Raw genomic sequence first — 17,003 nt, 5'->3', positions numbered from 1 at the left:
GACGACACCATCGGTCTCTGGGCCCGGCCGACTCCGACCAACGACCGAGGTCCACGGCCACGACCCGCGTAAAGCGACGTGAGGCGGCCACAGGGCCGCCTCACGTCGTCGTCACCGGATCAACGGCCGGATCATCAGATGGTGGCCGTGTCGATCACGAACCGGTACCGCACATCGCTGTTGAGCACCCGCTCGTACGCGTCGTTGATCTCGGACGCGCTGATCAGCTCGATCTCGGAGCCGATGCCGTGCTCCGCGCAGAAGTCCAGCATCTCCTGGGTCTCGCGGATCCCGCCGATCATGGAGCCCGCGAGGGTCTTGCGGCCCCCGATCACCGAGAACAGGTTGAGGGAGATCGGCTCCTCGGGCGCGCCCACGTTCACCAGGGCACCGCCCGTCTTCAGCAGCGACAGGAACGCGCCGAAGTCCAGCGGAGCGGACACGGTCGAAATGATCAGGTCGAGCGAGCCCTGAAGCTCCTCGAAGGTCTTCGGGTCGCTGGTGGCGTAGTAGTGGTCGGCGCCCAGCTTCAGCCCGTCGTCCTTCTTGCGCAGGGACTGGGAGAGCACGGTCACCTCGGCGCCCATCGCGCGCGCGAGCTTGACGGCCATGTGGCCGAGACCGCCCAGGCCGATGACCGCGACCTTCTTGCCGGGGCCCGCGTTCCAGTGGCGCAGCGGGGAGTACGTGGTGATGCCGGCGCACAGCAGCGGGGCGGCCACGTCGAGGGAGAGGCCGTCCGGGATGCGGACGGTGAAGCTCTCGTCGACGACGATCTTCTCGGAGTAGCCGCCGTAGGTGGGCTCGCCGTTCTTGTCGAGGGCGTTGTATGTGCCGACCATGCCCTTGAGGCAGTACTGCTCCTCACCGGCCTTGCAGTTCTCGCACTCACGGCAGGAGTCGACCATGCAGCCGACGCCCACGCGGTCGCCGACCTTGAACTTGGTGACGCCGGAGCCGACCTCGGAGACGATGCCCGCGATCTCGTGGCCCGGAACCATCGGGAAGATCGCCTCGCCCCAGCCCTCGCTGGCCTGGTGGATGTCCGAGTGGCAGATGCCGGCGAACTTGATGTCGATCAGGACGTCGAACTCGCCGACCTCACGGCGCTCGATCGTGGTGCGCTCGAGCGGAGCCTTGGCGGCGGGTACGGCGTACGCAGCAACGGTGGTCATGCCGGGTTCTCCTAGAGGGGGGTCGCATGCCCGGCTGCCTTCTGCTGTCGTCTGTTGCCGGGCACGGCATCCAGCCTGCCGAACGGAGCGGGGCTCACCCAGACCACAGCTCTGCCTACGTCCGGCGTTCCTACTACTGGCGGGGTCAGGTTCCGTGTCGTACGACCGTGAATACTGGACGTATGGACGTACAGCCCGACTCCCTGCAGGAACCCGCCGTGGGAGCCGGTGGGGCGCTGGACCGGCGCGCCGAGCTCAGCGAGTTCCTGCGCACCCGGCGGGCCCGGCTCAAGCCCGAGGACGTGGGCCTGCCCGTCTTCGGCCGGCACCGGCGGGTGCCGGGGCTGCGGCGTGAGGAGCTGGCGCAGCTGGCCGGGGTGTCCGTGGCGTACTACACGCGTCTGGAGCAGGGCAACGGACGGAACGTGTCCGCGGAGGTACTCGACGCGATCGCCCGCGCGCTGCGGCTGAGTGACGCGGAGCACGCGCATCTGACGCATCTCGCCAAGCCGAAGGCGCACAAGAAGAAGCCGTCGGCGCGGGCGCAGCAGGTGCGGTCCTCCCTGCGTCAGCTGCTCGACTCCTTCGACGGGGTCCCGGCGTACATCGTGGGACGGCGGTCGGAGGTCCTGGCGTGGAACCGGATGGCCGCGGCCGTCTTCGGCGACTGGGCACAGCTGCCGCAGCAGGAGCGGAACTGGGCGCGGATGGTGTTCCTGCGGCCCGAGTACCACGATCTGTTCGTGGACTGGGAACAGAAGGCGATCGACATCGTGTGCCAGCTGCGCTACGACGCCGGGTACCACCCGGATGATCCGCGGCTGTCGGCGCTGGTCGGCGAGCTGTCGGTGAAGTCCGAGGAATTCCGGCGGCTGTGGGCGACGCACGACGTCAAGGAGAAGAGCCATGGGCTGAAGCTGTTGCGGCATCCACTGGTGGGCGATCTCGCCCTCCAGTTCGAGTCGTTCAGGGTGCCGGACGACGGCGATCAGGCACTGGTGACGTACCACGCCGAGCCGGGGTCCGCGTCGGCGGAGGCGCTGCGGCTGCTGGCGAGCTGGGGCACGGACGCGACCCGCGCGGGCACGACCGCACCTCGCCCCTGAGCCGGTGACCGAAACACGGACGGCCCGCCGGAAGCAGCGCTTCCGGCGGGCCGCTCGCTATCGGCTCGCTATCGGCTCACTTGCCGTAGAGCGCGTTGTAGATCGAGATCGTCGACGTGTTGCCGTTCTTGTCGGTGATCTTGGCCTTGTACGAGAGGCCCTTGCCCTTCGCCGGGTTCTTGTAGGTGATCTTGCCGTCCTTGACCGTCAGCTTGGTCCAGGTCTTGCCGTAGTCGTACGACACCCACACCGACAGGGACTTGAGGTTGCGGCCCGCGGCCGAGCCCTGGACGGTGACCGGGATCGTGACCTTCTTGCCGGCCGTGACGCGGCTGTCCAGGCCGGTGGCCGCGCCGAAGCGGACCGACGAGGCGGGCAGCTGGGCGTCGGTCGCCTTCTTCGACTTGAACGTCCAGCTCGCGTCGATGCGGGTGGACGCCGCCGCGACCTTCTCACTGCGGGTGACCGAGGTGGTCAGCTTGTACGAGGCCTCGGCGGACGGAACCTTGAAGACCTCGCTGCCGAACAGCGGGTCGGCGTTGGAGCCGACCTTGGTGCCGTTGCGGTACAGCGTCGTCTTGACCGACTTGAAGTCGGAGGACCCGGCGTGCGTCTGACCGTCGGCGAACAGCGGCAGATAGCCGTAGATCTCGTTGCCCACACGGAAGATGCCGTACGTGGAGCCGACCCGCGGCCCGAACACGGCCGTGTTGAAGGTCTTGGTGTAGCTCTTGCCCGCCTTGAAGGTCTGCGGGGCGCCCAGCGTGTAGTACGCCTCCGTGAGCGGGAGGCCCTGCGCGTCCTTCTTGCCCGAGTACTGCGAGAAGTCGAGCGTCCACTGGATCTTGTCGCCGGTCGACACGTACAGGGTGCGCGTGCTGCGCAGCTTCTGCTCGACCGGCTGGTTGAAGCCGAAGTTGTTCGGCAGGATGCCGTAGGCGCCGACCGCGCCGGTCTTGCCGCTCGACGGAGAGCCGAGGTTCACCTTCAGCTTGGCCAGTTCGCCCGCCTTGTAGTGGTGGACGCGTGCGCCTTCGAGCTTCTTCACTGCGGCGCCCGTGTACACGTCGTACTCGGCGGCGCCACCCTTGGTCCACTGCCCGAACCAGGCCTGGGAGAGGCCGGAGGAGACCGCCGGGCCCACGTGCGCCATGCGCACGTCCTTGAAGGAGGACACCATGACACCGGCACCGTAGCCCGCCGGGTCGTACGAGTACTGCACCATCCCGATCGCCTGCTTGGCCGAGGCGTCCGGCACCGTGATGTCGGCGGACTTGGCCTTGGTCAGGTCGAGGGTGACCGTGGTGTTCTTGGTGACGCTGAGCTTGGGCTGGACCAGCCAGTCGACGCCGCCCTCGATCGAGGTGGGGTCCTTCACCGAGAGGGAGTCCAGCACGTACGTGCCCTTGGGCACCCGTACGGTCACGCTGGTCGCGGAGCTCTGGGACGGGTAGTCCCGGCCCGCGTTCGCGCCCGAGGTGGCGAACAGATCGGTCAGGTGGACGGGGGTCTGTCCGGCACGGTTGACGTACTTCAGGGTGACGTCGTACGCCTCCGCCTCGCGGTCCACGGCCGCGGCGGTCCGCACGCTCTGGCCGCCGCCCGTGGCCGTCACGTACGCCGAGTACGCGCCGTCCGTGCTGCCGCCCAGCTTGCTGTTGACGGTGACATCGACGGAGGCCGTGCCGCCCGCCGGGACGGTGACCGTCTTCGCGCCGAGGGTGAAGAAGCCCGAAGGAGCCGCCTGGCCCTTGGGGTTGGTGGCCGTCAGCGCGAGTGACAGGGTGACGTCACTCTTGCCGACGTTGCGGTACGTCAGCTTCTTGGTGACCGGCGTGTCGTCGGTGTGCGGCCACTGCGCGACACCGAAACTCACCGACGACGGGTCGGCCAGCACGGTCTGCTTGATCGCCTTGTCGACCGCAATCCGGCCCGAACCCTGCTGGAACGGCGTGTACTTGCCGCCCTTCGCGGAACCCGTCAGCGCGGACTTCAGCTCGGCGAACGTCCAGTCGGGGTGCTCCTGCTTGAGGATGGCGGCGGCGCCCGCGACATGCGGAGTCGCCATCGACGTACCCGAGATGGTCAGATAGCCGGCCGGCTTCTCGCCGACCTCCTTGTCGATCAGGCTCCCCGGGGCCGCGGCCGCGGTGATGTCCACACCGGGCGCGGTGACGTCGGGCTTGATGGCGCCGTCGAGACCGGGGCCGCGGCTGGAGAAGTCGGCGAGCTTGTCGTTGTCGTCGACGGCGCCGACGGTGAGCGCGTCGGCCGCGCTGCCCGGCGAGCCGATCGTCTGGTCCCCGAACTCGCCCGAGTTGCCCGCGGCGATGGCGAAGAGGATGCCCTTCTGTTCGGAGAGCTTGTTCACCTCGGCCTCAAGCGGGTCGATCTCGGGCGTGTCCCCGCCGCCCAGGCTGAGGTTGACGATGTCGGCGCCCTGCTGAGCGGCCCACTCCATGCCCGCGAGGATGCCGGAGTCGTCGCCGTACCCGTCGTCGTCCAGGACCTTGCCGCTGAGGATCTTCGCGCCCGGCGCGACACCCTTGTACTTGCCGCCCGACTTCGCGCCGGTGCCGGCCACGATGGACGCCACGTGCGTTCCATGACCGACCTTGTCGGCGGTGGTCGCGGCGGTCGAGAAGTTCTTGGCCTCGATCACCTGGCCCTTGAGGTCCGGGTGATCGGCGTAGACACCCGTGTCCAGCACGGCGACCTTGACGCCCTTGCCGTCGTAGCCGGCGGCCCACGCCGCGGGAGCGCCGATCTGCGGCACCGACTTGTCGAGGCTGGCCTTGCGGACGCCGTCGAGCCACACGTGCGCGATACCGGAAGCGGTGGCGTCGCCGTCGGTGACGGCCTTCCACAGCTCGTTCGCGTCCCGCTGGGGCGTCTGCACCGCGTCCGCGTTCAGGGACTTCAGGCTCCGGCGCAGCGTGCCCGCCTCGCGGACGTCGGCCTTCGCGGCGCTCGCCGTGCCCTTGTAGCCGACGATGACCTTCAGGCCGTTCTTCTGGGCGTTGCGGGTCCGGGACTTGTTGAGTTCGGTGACGTCGAACAGCCGCCGGTCGAGCTTTCCACGGGCGATCATCCCTGCCGCGTCGGCCGGTACGACGTAGGTGTGGCCGTCGGCCTTGCGGATCTGCGCCGGAACGTTTTCGCGGCCCTTGGCCCGCTCCAGGCCGACGACCCGGCCCTTGGCGTCGACGACGACGCGGTCACCGGTGATCAGCGTGATGCGGTGGTCGGCCTTGAGGCCTGATGCCGCCTTGCCGGCGGCGGCCACCGACTTCGCCGACGCCGGGCTGGTCATGCCCGCCGCCAACGCCACGGCGGCCGCCGTGGCGACGGTCGCCGCGCATGCCTTTTTCACTTGTCTGCGCAAGACTCCCCCTGGAGGTGAAGTGCCGGGCGAATTCCCCGTTCGCCCGGCCGGGGGCAGTCCCGCACATCCGCACGTCAATCCCCCGGAACACGCAGTATGCCGGGGGGTGATCAGGACCCTCAAGAGATGAGAGACAGCTGAGAAGGCCGCCTGCGAACTGTTACGCCTTCGCGTGAACTCCGTTACACAGCAGCGGCTTTCGAGGTCGGCCTTCCGCTGTCATGCCCCCGCGTTCTCCTTGACGGTGATCTTCCCCTTGCGGATGGTCGCGACCCGCGGGGCCTTCTTCGCGATCGACGAGTCATGGGTGACCATGATGAAGGTCAACCCGTGCTCCTTCCACATGCGTTCGAGCACCTCCATGATCTCGTCGCGCATCGACTCGTCGAGGTTTCCGGTGGGTTCGTCGGCGAGCAGCACCTTCGGCTGCTTCACCAGCGCGCGGGCGATCGCGACGCGCTGCTGCTGACCGCCCGACATCTCGCTCGGCAGATGCCCGAGCCGCTCGCCGAGACCCACGGACTTCAGTGCCTCGGCGGCCCTCTCACGCCGCTCCTTCACCTTCACCCCGAGGGGGACGAGGGCGGTCTCGACATTCTCCTGCGCGGTGAGCGTCGGGATCAGGTTGAAGGACTGGAAGACGAAGCCGATGTTCTCGCTGCGCACCTTGGTGAGCTTGGCCTCGGAGAGCCTGGCGAGGTCGATGCCGTCGAGTTCGACGCTGCCCGCGGTCGGCTTGTCGAGTCCGCCGAGCATCTGCAGCAGCGTGGACTTGCCGCCGCCGGTGGGGCCCTGGATGACCAGCCGGTCGCCGTCGCCGATGGCGAGGTCGACGTCGTCCAGGGCGTTGATGGTCTCCTTGCCCCGCATGTAGCGCTTGGTGACGCCTCTGAGTTCGTACATGGGTGCAACTCCTGGGATGCGTAAGGGGGTGGGGCCTGCCGTCACGACAGGCCCCGGGCCGCGCGATGTCTACGGGGCGGGTGCTACTCGACGCGGCGCAGGGCGTCCGCCGGGCGCAGCCGGGAGGCGCGCCAGCCGCCGAAGGCGCCGGCGATCAGACCGCCGGCCACGGCGAGCGCGACCGCGAGGGCGATGGTGGTGAGGCTGACCGGCGCGGTGAGCGCGACCTCCAGGGTCTTGGCGGCCTGCCGTCCTGGGCCTCCGCCGCCGGGACCGCCACCGAAGCCGCCGCCACCGCCCGGACCGCCGGTACCGCCGCCACCGAGCTGGGCCTGAAGCGTCGGGCTGATCGCGGTGACGGCGTACGCGCCCGCCAGGCCGAGCGCGATACCGAGGGCTCCGCCGACCAGTCCGTTGACGACGGCCTCGCCGACCACCTGCCGGGTCACCCGGCCCGACTTCCAGCCCAGCGCCTTGAGCGTGCCGAACTCGCGCACCCGGCGGGAGACCGCGGAGGAGGTGAGGAGGCCGGCGACCAGGAACGCGGCCACGAGCACCACGATGGACAGCCACTTGCCCACGTTGGTGGCGAGGCTGGAGGCGGTGGACAGCGAACCGGAGACCGTGCTCGCGAGGTCCGCGGACGTGGTGACCGTGGTCCCCGAGATGTTGTTCTGGATGGTCTTCTTGACGCTGTCGATCTGCTGCGAGTCGGTCGCCTTGACGTAGATCGTGGTGACCTTGTTCTTGGAGTCGGCGAGCGTCTGGGCCTGCTGGAGCGGGATGTAGAGGTTGGCCGCCGAGTCACCGCTGTCGGCCGTGGCGATGCCGATGACCTTGAACTTGACGCTCTTGATGGTGACGGTGCTGCCGACCTTGAGCTTCTTCTCCTTGGCGTACGCGGAGTCCGCGACGACGACCTTGCTGTTCGTCTCCGACGTCGTGAACGTACGGCCGCTGGTGATCTTCGAGGAGGTCAGCGGGCCGAGCGCGGGCTTGGTGACGTCGGTGCCGTACACGGAGTAGTTGTTGACGTCGAAGTTGGCGCCACCGCCCTCGACCCGGCCCTGGGGCTGGCCGCCCGGGAAGCCGCCGCGAGTGCCGCCCTGCTGCCCGCTGTTCTGGTCCTGCTTGAACTGGCCCTGCGTGAACTGGCCGCTGATCTTGATGACGCGGAGGCTGAGCCCGCCCACCGCGTCCGAGACGCCGCTCTGCGCGCCGACCTTGGTGACCGTGCTGGTGGCCAGGGTCTGGAAGCCCTGGACCATGACGCGGTCGCTGCTCTGCGTCTCGTCCGAGTCGCTGTCGCGGGCGTCGAAGTTGAAGCGCGGCCCGGTGGAGCTGCCCGACGTGGGCGCGGCTGCCGCCTTGGTGACGGTCATGTCGGTGCCGAGGCCGTACAGCGACTGCAGAACCTTGTCCTGCGCCTTCCCCATGCCGGAGGACACGGAGTTGACCACGATGACCAGAGCGATGCCCAGCGCGAGCCCGGAGGCGACGACGAGGGCCGCCTTTCGCCGGCGGCGCAGTTCGCGCCTCAGGTAGGTGAAGAACATGGCCGCAAGCTAGGGACGCACCGTGATGAACCCATAAGCCCGACATAAGAGAACGATGAGAAGCCTGTGCCCGGCCTCGGTTCCCCTGTGAGCCCTGTGAAAAACCGAGGCGCCCGCCGCCCCTGACGGGGTGACGGGCGCCTGGCTCAAGTGGTGTCGGCCGACGGGGCCTTCGGCGTCAGACCGCCGAACCCGCCTTCCACTGTGCCCAGTCCATGTTCCAGCCGTTGAGGCCGTTGTCCGGGGAGACCGTCTTGTCACCGGTGTGGGAGACGACCACGACGTCACCGATCAGCGAGTGGTTGTAGAACCACGCGGCAGGCGTACCCGGGTCGTTCGCACCCTTCTTGTCCTGCAGGCCGACACAGCCGTGGCTGGTGTTGACGTTGCCGAAGACGGAGGGCGCGCCCCAGTAGTTGCCGTGGATGAAGGTACCGGACGTGGTCAGGCGCATCGCGTGCGGCACGTCCTTGATGTCGTACTCGCCCTTGCCGTCACTGTCGGTGAAGCCGACCGTGGCGCCGTTCATCCGGGTCTCCGTGAACTTCTGGGAGATCACCATCTGGCCTTCGTACGTCTTGTTCTCCGGCGAGCCCGCGGAGATCGGGATGGTCTTGACGACCTTCCCGTCCTGCGTGACCTTCATCTGCTTGGTCTGGGCGTCGACGTACGTGACCTGGTTGCGGCCGATCTTGAAGGTGACCGTCTTCTGCTGCACGCCGTACAGGCCGCTCGCGCCCTCGACGCCGTCGAGGGCGAGCTTCAGCGTGACGGTAGAGCCCTCCGTCCAGTACTTCTCGGGCCGGAAGTCGATCCGGTTGGCGTTGAACCAGTGCCCGACGACCTCCTGCCCGCTGCTGGAGGTGACGGTGATGCCCTTCTGCACGGCGGCCTTGTTGGTGATCGCCTTGTCGAAGTTGATCGAGACCGGCATGCCGACGCCGACCGTGGAGCCGTTCTCCGGGCTGAAGTTTCCTATGAAGGAGTGGGCCGGGGCCACGGTCGTGAACGCGGCGTTCTCGTGGGCCTCGCGCCCCGCGGAGTCCTTGGCGGTCACGGCGACCTTGTACGACGTCGCCCGCTCCAGCTGGCTGGTGGGCGCCCAGCTCTTCTTGTCTGCGGATATCTGGCCGGCGACCGCCGTGCCGGACGCGGTGGTCATGGTGACGCCGGTGAGCGTGCCCTTGGCGACCGTGACCTTGGCGGCGTTGTTGATGGAGGCGTTGTCGGAACCGTCCGCAGGTGTGATCTTGATCTGCGCCTCGGAGGCCTTCTGGGCGGCCGCCTCGTCGACCTTGGCCTGCGAGGTGGAGTCGCCACCGCTGCCGTCGGCCGCCTCGCTGCCGCCGCTGCACGCGGTGAGCACGAGCATCCCGCCGAGCAGTGCGGACGCGGCCATCAGACCGTTGCGCCGCTTACTGTCCGTTATCACACGCTTCTCCATCGTTGCCGAATCCCCAAAACCCCCGTGAGTCCCCGTTGGACCATCAACGCTACGACCGGTTCGTCCGGTGCCCCATCTGTTGAAGGTGTGGGACACACCACGTCTGTCGACGGACACTCAGGTGGCCTCCGCGCCGTGCGGGACGCCGGGGAACGTCCCATGAGACGACGGAACCCCGGGCGCCGGTTGCCGCCCGGGGTCACGATTTTCCCAAGGCACGTCAGCGGAGTCCGACCTCCTCGTCGTCCCCGTCATCATCGGCCTCATCATCGGCGCCGAGGTCCCATTCAGGCGAATCGGGGTCGTAGTCGATCAGCTCGCTGCTCCAGGAGGCCTGGGCGAGCTCGACCCCCGGAACCTCGCTGACCAGGTCGTTCGGATCGATGAGATACGCGAGGGCCTCGGCAGTGTCTTCCGTCACTGCGCTCTCGGTGTACGTACGTTCGCCCTCGGGCATGTCCGGGTCATCCGCGATGCGGCCCAGCGCGGCCTTGGTGACGGCGTCCGTGTCGTCGATCTCGACGACCAGCTCCACACGAAGGCGGACAAACCGCGATGTCTCAGAAGTGCTCATGGCGGGCAGCGTACGGCCCACAGGGGGCGTGACTTTCCCACGACCCGCGCCTTTCACTAGCATCGCCCCACACTGCCAATTCGCAAGCGCCCCAGGGGGATCGGTATTTCGTGTCCGCCGCACGTCGATCGTCGTCCACCACCCGTCGGACGTTGCTGACCGCCACCGCCGCGGGGACCCTCCTGGGGGCCCTGTGGTTCGTCCCGTCCGCGAACGCGACACAGGACACGCCCGAGCAACGGGCGTCCACGTCCACGCCCACGTCCACGTCCACGGACTCGGACGCCACGGAGGCGGGCACGACGACGGACTCCGCGGGGACGGACACCCAACTCGCCGACACCGGCAGCGTGGACATCACGCCGTACGTGTTCGGCGGCACCCTCTTCCTGTGCCTGGGCGCGGGCTTCGTGACGTACTCGGTGCGCAGGGAGCGCATGGAGGCGATCTGAGGGCGGCGCCGCGGCACCCAAGGCGTTCCGAGGACCGCCTTCACGGCACCCACGACGTTCCGAGGGGCCGCCTTCACGGCACCCACGGCGTTCCGAGGACCGCCGCCACGGCCACCCACGGCGTTCCGAGGACCGCCGTCGCGGTGACGGCGGTCCTCGCTCCTGCCGTTGCGGCCGTTACGCCAGCGGCCCCGTGACCGCTTCGACGGCCGTCACGAGCTCACCCGTCCGCACGAATCCGTCCGCGGCCGCGAGATCCGGGGCCAGGAAGCGATCCGGGCCCGGACCCTCCACGCCCGCCTTGCGCAGGGCCGTGATCGTCGCCTGGCTCGCGGGGGCCGGGGTCAGGCCCTCGCGCAGTTCGATGGCCCGGGTCGCCGCGTAGAGCTCGATCGCCAGCACCCGGGTCAGGTTGTCCACCGCCGTGCGCAGCTTGCGGGCGGCCGACCAGCCCATCGAGACGTGGTCCTCCTGCATCGCGGAGGACGGGATCGAGTCGGCGGAGGCCGGCACGGCCAGCCGCTTCATCTCGCTCACCAGTGCCGCCTGCGTGTACTGAGCGATCATCAGACCCGAGTCGACGCCCGCGTCGTCGGCCAGGAACGGCGGCAGACCGTGCGAACGGTTCTTGTCGAGCAGACGGTCCGTACGGCGCTCCGCGATCGACGCCAGGTCCGCCGCCGCGATCGCCAGGAAGTCCAGGACGTACGCCACCGGGGCGCCGTGGAAGTTGCCGTTGGACTCCACGCGACCGTCGGGCAGGACCACCGGGTTGTCGACCGCGGAGGCCAGCTCGCGCTCGGCGACCAGGCGGGCGTGCGCCAGCGTGTCCCGGCCGGCGCCCGCGACCTGCGGGGCGCACCGCACCGAGTAGGCGTCCTGGACCCGCGGCGCGTCGCCCTGGTGATGGCCCGTCAGGCCGGAGCCCTTCAGCACGGCCAGCATGTTGGCGGCCGACGCGCCCTGCCCGGGGTGCGGGCGGATGGCGTGCAGTTCCGGCGCGAGGACCTTGTCCGTGCCGAGCAGCGCCTCCAGCGAGAGTGCCGCCGTGACGTCGGCCGACTTGTACAGCGTGTCCAGGTCCGCGAGGGCCATGATCAGCATGCCGAGCATGCCGTCGGTGCCGTTGAGGAGCGCGAGGCCCTCCTTCTCGTGCAGCTCGACGGGGGCGATGCCGTGCTCGGCGAGGAGTTCGGCGGCGGGCCGTACGACGCCGTCGGGACCCTCGGCCTCGCCCTCGCCCATGAGCGTCAGCGCGCAGTGGGACAGCGGCGCGAGGTCACCGGAGCAGCCCAGCGAGCCGTACTCGTGCACGACCGGGGTGATGCCGGCGTTGAGGATGTCGGCCATGGTCTGCGCGACCTCGGGGCGGACGCCGGTGTGCCCCGAGCAGACGGTCTTCAGCCGCAGGAACATCAGGGCGCGGACGACCTCCCGCTCGACCCGCGGGCCCATCCCGGCCGCGTGCGAACGGACGATGTTGCGCTGCAGCTGGACGCGCAGCTCCTGGCTGATGTGCCGGGTGGCCAGCGCGCCGAACCCGGTGCTGACCCCGTAGACGGGCTCCGGCTTCGCGGCCAGCGCGTCCACGATGCCGCGGGCCGCCGCGAGGGCCGTCAGGGCCTCCTCGGCCAGCTCGATCCGGGCGTCCGCGCGCGCCACGGCGAGAACGTCGGACGCGGTCACCCCGGACGTCCCCACCACCACAGTGTGCATATCCATATTCAGGAGCGTACGCAGTGAATTCGATGATGTCACTAGTGGGATGCCGGGTCGCCCCTTACCGGGTGGGCACTGCCTGTAGGGGGCATGGGGGCGCAGCCCCCAGGACGGCACGGCAGCCAAGCCGCACTCACAGCCGACGCCCACGGAACCGCCGCCGCTCCCCCGCGGCAGGCGGCGGCGCATCGGCCAGGCGTACGACCGGGTCATCGGGCCCCTCGCGACCCGCGACCACGGGCTTCGCGGCACGCAGGGCCTTGGCCCGGTACTGGGCCGCGTCCGCGAGCCGGAACAGCCGGCGGGCCGAGCGGACCGCGCCGATCGCATCCTGCGTCGAGGCCACCCCGCAGGCGACACCGTCGCCGAACTCCAGCTCGGCGGCGCGGCGGCAGACCTCGTCGGCGATCCGCACGACCTCGTCGGCGGGCGGGCCGACGGCGAGAAGGCAGAACTCGTCGCCGCCGAGCCGGGCGACGAGGGCGCCCGGCAGCATGGCGCCGCACAGCGACAGGACGGACCCGAAGCGTTCCAGCAGCCGGTCGCCCACGGCGTGTCCCCGGGTGTCGTTGACCCGCTTGAGCCCGTTGAGATCGCACACGACAAGCGAGACCGGCACCCCGTCGCCACGGTGCCGTTCGATCGCCTCGTCGAGGCGTACGTCGACGGCGCGACGGTTGGCGAGTCCGGTGAGGGCGTCGGTGAAGGCGAGTCGGCGGGCCTCCTCCAGGCGTTCGGTCTGGGCGATGCCGGCGGCGACGACGGAGGCGAGGACGGTGGCGAAGTCGGCGTCGCCCGCGTCGAAGAGGGGGGCGCCGGCCGGGCGGGCCACGTACAGCTCGCCCCAGGCACGGCCGTGCAGCACGATGGGCGCGACGACACAGCAGCCGCGGCCACGCCGACGCAGGGCGGCCACGCGCTGGTGGCAGTACCCGGCATGCCCGGCGGCCGGGCCGTTCGCGGTCTCCACCCAGGCGCTCGGCCCGCCACCGCCGGCCCAGCGCTCGTGCAGGAACTCGGTGATCTCCGGGAACTGGTGCACGGGATACGCCTCGTGCTCGGGGAACTCCTCCTCGTCGGGTGCGCGCTCCCCCACGTTGGCCAGGACCCGCAGCCGTCCGCGCTCGCGCTCCCACACGGAGAGCGCGGCGAAGCTCCCGGCGAGCGCGCGGCAGGCGCCGAGCGCGGCGGCCTGCCAGGACTCCCGGGGCGTGTGCGCCGCTGCCATCCCCTGCGCCAGCGCGACCACGGCCCTCAGCCGACTGTCCTCACCCATCACTCCAGGCTAGGGACGATCAGGTCAATATGTGACATTGTGTGCGACATTGGTGCGGCGATCAGGGGTGCAGGGGTTCCGAACGGTCGCACGCGGCGGCGATCAACGGCGTGCGGGCGCCTCGCGCGGCTACTCGCCCGGCCACTGGGGGCTGCGCTTCTCGTTGAAGGCGGCCACCCCCTCCGCCCGGTCCCCGGAGAACGCCACCGACCGCCACGCCGCGTCCTCGACTTCCAGCCCGGCCCGCAGGTCGAGGCCCTGACCCAGCCGCAGGGCCCGCTTCGCGGCGCGCAGGCCCACCGGGGAGTTCGCGGCGATGCGACCCGCGAGGGCGAGCGCCTCCTCCCGGTCCCGGCCCTCCGGCACGAGCTCGTCGATCAGGCCCGCGTCCCGCGCCTCGGCCGCCTCCAGCCGCCGCGCGGTGAAGATCAGCTCCGCCGCGCGCGCCGCGCCCACCCGGCGGGGCAGCAGCTGCGTACCGCCGCCTCCCGGAATCACGCCGACGGACACCTCGGGCAGCCCGACCACCGCCGTGGAGTCCGCCACGATCAGGTCGCAGGACAGCGCCAGCTCGAAGCCGCCGCCCAGCGCGAAGCCGTGCACGGCGGCGATCGTCGGCATCGGCAGCTCCAGGACTCCGGTGTACGCGGCGCGCGCGACCGGGCGCTGGCGCACCAGGTCGGCGTCCGTGAAGGAGTTGCGCTCCTTCAGGTCCGCGCCCACACAGAAGGCCCGCTCGTGCGTCGACGTCACCACCGTCACCCGGGCGTCCCGGTCGGCGGCGAGGTGCGCGCACGCCGCGGCGATCGAGCGCGCCATCTCCGTGGACACCGCGTTCATCGCCTTGGGCCGGTCGAGTGCCAGCTCCGCGACGTACGCGTGCCGCCGTACGACGACATGCTCGCCGAACCGCCGCTCGTCCCCCTGCTCCGCCATGACACCCTCCTGGTTAACGCGGGTTAACTATCGACGCCCCGATCATCGCAGCCGAAGCGGCACCACGGAAGCCGCCGCGAGCCCCCGGTGGGTACGAGCCACTTACGGGCCACCGTCCCCGTTCGGGTGAAATCCGGGCCGTCTCCCCATCACCCCACCCCAATCGGCACACAATCTGCGCACCGCCGGAGCGCATCGGGGAGTGCGCGCACACCAGGGAGGGATGAGCATGACGACGGACACGACCGGCACCGGGACCACGACCGCGGCGCGTGGCGACCCCGGCCCCATCTGGTTCCGGCCCGTCGGCCGGCACCGCAAGCCCCGCCGCCGGCGCGTGGCCCTCGCCGCGGGCGGGTTCGCGCTCGCCGCCGGGGCGCTGAGCCTCGTACGCCTCGCGCCGGAATCGGTGACGGACGGGGGCGGGACCGCGCAGGCCGAGCCCCGGATCGACACCACTGCCGTCGCGCCCCCTACGACGGCGACGGTCGAGGCGGTGCCGTCCACGCGCGTCGCGGGCCCCTCCCGGACGGACGTCCTGGAGAGAGAATCGCGCCCGATCCCGACCGCGTCGGCCGCCACGCACCCGCCCTCAGCGGTCCCGGGCGCCACCGACCCCCCGACCGGCATCCCCGAAGCGCCGTCGGTTCCCACGGCCTCCCGTAGACACGGCCCTCCGGCGGCCACGCACACGCCCGCCGCGCCACGGCCCACCCCGTCCCCGCCCGCGACCACCCACACACCCGCGCCGCCCGCCATCGACCCACCGGGCCTGTGCCTGCCGATCATCGCCCTGTGCGTCAACGGTCTGTCCGGGCCCAGCCATTGAGAAAGCGCCGGGCCGGGCTGCCCGCGGTCGGCCGTGGCGCGTGCGCCATGAGCCATGGACTTGTGGCAGTCAGGACACGGGGACCACAAACACCCCAGCGGTCACGTGAGAGATACGCCCGGTGTCCCGTACCGCCACGCGCACGCCCCACGGCGTCCCGTACCGCCACGCGCACGCCCTACGACGTCCCGTCCCGCCACGCCACGCGTACGCCCCACGGCCTCCCGTACCGCCACGCGCACGCCCCACGGCCTCCCGTACCGCCACGCGCACGCCCCACGGCGTCCCGTACCGCCACGCCACGCGTACGCCCCACGGCCTCCCGTACCGCCACGCGCACGCCCCACGGCCTCCCGTACCGCCACGCCACGCGTACGCCCCACGGCGTCCCGCCATGCCACGCGTACGCCCTACGGCGTCCCGTCCCGTCGCGCCAGCAGCCACGGTTCGATCACGCCGAGGCCGCGCACGGGGCGCTGCCACATCGGCTGGAGCGCGAAGCGGTAGGTCGGCGGCTCCTCGCCCTCCTTCTCCGCCGTGGCCGCGGCCTCGGCGGCCTCCGTCTCGGAGGCGGGCGCCTCGCCCATGCGGATCAGCTCCTCCGCGAAGGCGCCGTCGACCAGGACCGCGTCCCGGGGAGCTATCGAGGTGAGCCTGCTCGCCAGGTTCACCGTCGTACCGAAGACATCGCCCATGCGAGTGGTCACCGTGCCGAAGGCGATGCCCACGCGCAGCTCCGGCATGGTCTCGTCGTTCGCCATCGTCTCGATGAGGCGGAGGGCGATCTCCGCGGCCGTACCGGCATCGTCCGCCGCGAACAGCACCTCGTCGCCCAGCGTCTTGATGAGCCGCCCGCCGTGCGCGGCGACCAGGTCGGCCGCGGTCGTCTCGAACGCCTCGACGAGTTCGCCGAGTTCCTCCTCCTCCATGCGGCGCGTCAGGCGTGTGAAGCCCACAAGGTCCGCGAAGCCGACCACAAGGCGGCGGTCGACCATCTCCTCGTCGTCCGCGGCCTGGACGACCCGGCCGGTCGCGGCGGCGAGCTGACGCCGCCAGACATAGACGATGAACTCCTCCAGCTCCGGCAGAAGCAGCTCGACCAGGGGGTATGTCACCTCGGTGCGGGTCATGCCGGGCTCGGGGGGCTCGGTGAGGCCCTCCAGGAAGGAGTCGATCTGCCACTCGGCCAGACGGGCGGTGGTCTGCCCGGTCGAGCGCGCCACCTGCACCGCCATCGCCTCGCTCAGCAGGCCCGCCTCGACCAGACCGGCGAGCCGACGCAGGGCCAGGACATCCGCCTCCGTGAGCGCTTTGGCCTGCCCGATGTCGGCGAAGCCCATCGCCCGCCAGAAGCGCGAGGCCAGTTCCATGGAGACGCCCGCGCTGCGCGCCGCCTGGAAGGGGGTGTAGCGGCGCTCTGCCCCCAGGATGAGCTGTTCGAGACGGAGCGCGAGGGGGTCCTCGTCGGACTCGGCGTGTGCGTCCCGCTCCGGCTCACCGTCGGGGGCGGGGTGTTCGCCCGTGCCCGAGCCCGTGTCGTCGACGGTCACGCGTGCTGCCCTTCCGATCTGCCGCGGTCAGGTATCGACCGCGGTCAACTCTACGGCAGGTGTGCGGTAGCTCACTCCCGCGAGGCGTACGCGGCGGG

General features: G+C 70.5%; 13 protein-coding genes. 3 read left to right on the top strand and 10 right to left on the bottom strand.

Features of this window, described 5'->3' with window-relative positions:
* Positions 1–134 precede the first annotated feature (134 nt).
* Positions 135–1,175: an NAD(P)-dependent alcohol dehydrogenase gene (locus tag Q2K21_RS04795; RefSeq protein ID WP_310765731.1), complete on the bottom strand. Its 1,041-nt coding sequence runs from the start codon at positions 1,173–1,175 to the stop codon at positions 135–137.
* A gap of 182 nt (positions 1,176–1,357) precedes the next feature.
* Between Q2K21_RS04795 and Q2K21_RS04790 the strand changes: the two genes are divergently transcribed.
* Positions 1,358–2,281 (top strand): helix-turn-helix domain-containing protein, encoded by a 924-nt coding sequence (locus Q2K21_RS04790; RefSeq protein ID WP_310765729.1) that lies wholly within the window; start codon positions 1,358–1,360, stop codon positions 2,279–2,281.
* Between the two features lie 76 nt (positions 2,282–2,357).
* On the opposite strand, the gene Q2K21_RS04785 is transcribed toward Q2K21_RS04790, so the two are convergent.
* The 5 genes from Q2K21_RS04785 to Q2K21_RS04765 form a co-directional block, all read right to left on the bottom strand.
* Positions 2,358–5,654, bottom strand: a complete 3,297-nt coding sequence (locus tag Q2K21_RS04785) for a S8 family peptidase (protein ID WP_310765727.1) — start codon at positions 5,652–5,654, stop codon at positions 2,358–2,360.
* A 231-nt stretch (positions 5,655–5,885) separates the two neighbouring features.
* Positions 5,886–6,569: an ABC transporter ATP-binding protein gene (locus Q2K21_RS04780; protein WP_310765724.1), complete on the bottom strand. Its 684-nt coding sequence runs from the start codon at positions 6,567–6,569 to the stop codon at positions 5,886–5,888.
* Positions 6,570–6,652: 83 nt separating this feature from the next.
* Positions 6,653–8,125 carry an ABC transporter permease gene (locus tag Q2K21_RS04775; protein ID WP_310765721.1) on the bottom strand — a complete coding sequence of 491 codons (1,473 nt, stop codon included), beginning with the start codon at positions 8,123–8,125 and terminating at the stop codon, positions 6,653–6,655.
* A gap of 178 nt (positions 8,126–8,303) precedes the next feature.
* Positions 8,304–9,569, bottom strand: coding sequence for a L,D-transpeptidase (locus Q2K21_RS04770; RefSeq protein ID WP_310765719.1), 1,266 nt, complete (start codon positions 9,567–9,569; stop codon positions 8,304–8,306).
* A 220-nt stretch (positions 9,570–9,789) separates the two neighbouring features.
* Entirely contained in the window at positions 9,790–10,143 is a 354-nt protein-coding gene (locus tag Q2K21_RS04765; RefSeq protein WP_310765717.1) for a hypothetical protein, read from the bottom strand.
* Between the two features lie 110 nt (positions 10,144–10,253).
* On the opposite strand from Q2K21_RS04765, the gene Q2K21_RS04760 reads away from it, so the two are divergent.
* Positions 10,254–10,595 carry a hypothetical protein gene (locus Q2K21_RS04760; RefSeq protein WP_310765715.1) on the top strand — a complete coding sequence of 114 codons (342 nt, stop codon included), beginning with the start codon at positions 10,254–10,256 and terminating at the stop codon, positions 10,593–10,595.
* Between the two features lie 177 nt (positions 10,596–10,772).
* On the opposite strand, the gene hutH is transcribed toward Q2K21_RS04760, so the two are convergent.
* From hutH to Q2K21_RS04745, 3 genes are all read right to left on the bottom strand, one after another.
* Positions 10,773–12,311: a histidine ammonia-lyase gene (hutH, locus tag Q2K21_RS04755; RefSeq protein WP_310780627.1), complete on the bottom strand. Its 1,539-nt coding sequence runs from the start codon at positions 12,309–12,311 to the stop codon at positions 10,773–10,775.
* 136 nt (positions 12,312–12,447) lie between these two features.
* Positions 12,448–13,590 carry a GGDEF domain-containing protein gene (locus tag Q2K21_RS04750; protein WP_310765713.1) on the bottom strand — a complete coding sequence of 381 codons (1,143 nt, stop codon included), beginning with the start codon at positions 13,588–13,590 and terminating at the stop codon, positions 12,448–12,450.
* Between the two features lie 129 nt (positions 13,591–13,719).
* Positions 13,720–14,526, bottom strand: coding sequence for an enoyl-CoA hydratase/isomerase family protein (locus Q2K21_RS04745; protein ID WP_310765711.1), 807 nt, complete (start codon positions 14,524–14,526; stop codon positions 13,720–13,722).
* 229 nt (positions 14,527–14,755) lie between these two features.
* On the opposite strand from Q2K21_RS04745, the gene Q2K21_RS04740 reads away from it, so the two are divergent.
* A complete protein-coding gene (locus tag Q2K21_RS04740) occupies positions 14,756–15,355 on the top strand; it encodes a hypothetical protein (protein WP_310765709.1) in 600 nt (199 codons plus the stop codon).
* A gap of 410 nt (positions 15,356–15,765) precedes the next feature.
* Here Q2K21_RS04740 and Q2K21_RS04735 read toward each other — a convergent pair whose 3' ends face one another.
* Positions 15,766–16,905, bottom strand: coding sequence for an adenylate/guanylate cyclase domain-containing protein (locus tag Q2K21_RS04735; RefSeq protein WP_310765707.1), 1,140 nt, complete (start codon positions 16,903–16,905; stop codon positions 15,766–15,768).
* Positions 16,906–17,003 lie beyond the last annotated feature (98 nt).

Origin of the sequence: Streptomyces sp. CGMCC 4.7035 (genome assembly GCF_031583065.1) — a bacterium.
Lineage (GTDB): Bacteria > Actinomycetota > Actinomycetes > Streptomycetales > Streptomycetaceae > Streptomyces > Streptomyces yaanensis.
The sequence above is the reverse complement of the archived record's forward strand: the minus strand, read 5'-3'. Positions and strand labels throughout refer to the sequence as shown.

Coding starts and splice junctions, on each gene's coding strand:
- Q2K21_RS04795 (WP_310765731.1), bottom strand. CDS start 1,175: ATGACCACCGTTGCTGCGTACGCCGTACCCGCCGCCAAGGCTCCGCTC.
- Q2K21_RS04790 (WP_310765729.1), top strand. CDS start 1,358: ATGGACGTACAGCCCGACTCCCTGCAGGAACCCGCCGTGGGAGCCGGT.
- Q2K21_RS04780 (WP_310765724.1), bottom strand. CDS start 6,569: ATGTACGAACTCAGAGGCGTCACCAAGCGCTACATGCGGGGCAAGGAG.
- Q2K21_RS04775 (WP_310765721.1), bottom strand. CDS start 8,125: ATGTTCTTCACCTACCTGAGGCGCGAACTGCGCCGCCGGCGAAAGGCG.
- Q2K21_RS04770 (WP_310765719.1), bottom strand. CDS start 9,569: ATGGAGAAGCGTGTGATAACGGACAGTAAGCGGCGCAACGGTCTGATG.
- Q2K21_RS04765 (WP_310765717.1), bottom strand. CDS start 10,143: ATGAGCACTTCTGAGACATCGCGGTTTGTCCGCCTTCGTGTGGAGCTG.
- hutH (WP_310780627.1), bottom strand. CDS start 12,311: ATGCACACTGTGGTGGTGGGGACGTCCGGGGTGACCGCGTCCGACGTT.
- Q2K21_RS04750 (WP_310765713.1), bottom strand. CDS start 13,590: ATGGGTGAGGACAGTCGGCTGAGGGCCGTGGTCGCGCTGGCGCAGGGG.
- Q2K21_RS04745 (WP_310765711.1), bottom strand. CDS start 14,526: ATGGCGGAGCAGGGGGACGAGCGGCGGTTCGGCGAGCATGTCGTCGTA.
- Q2K21_RS04740 (WP_310765709.1), top strand. CDS start 14,756: ATGACGACGGACACGACCGGCACCGGGACCACGACCGCGGCGCGTGGC.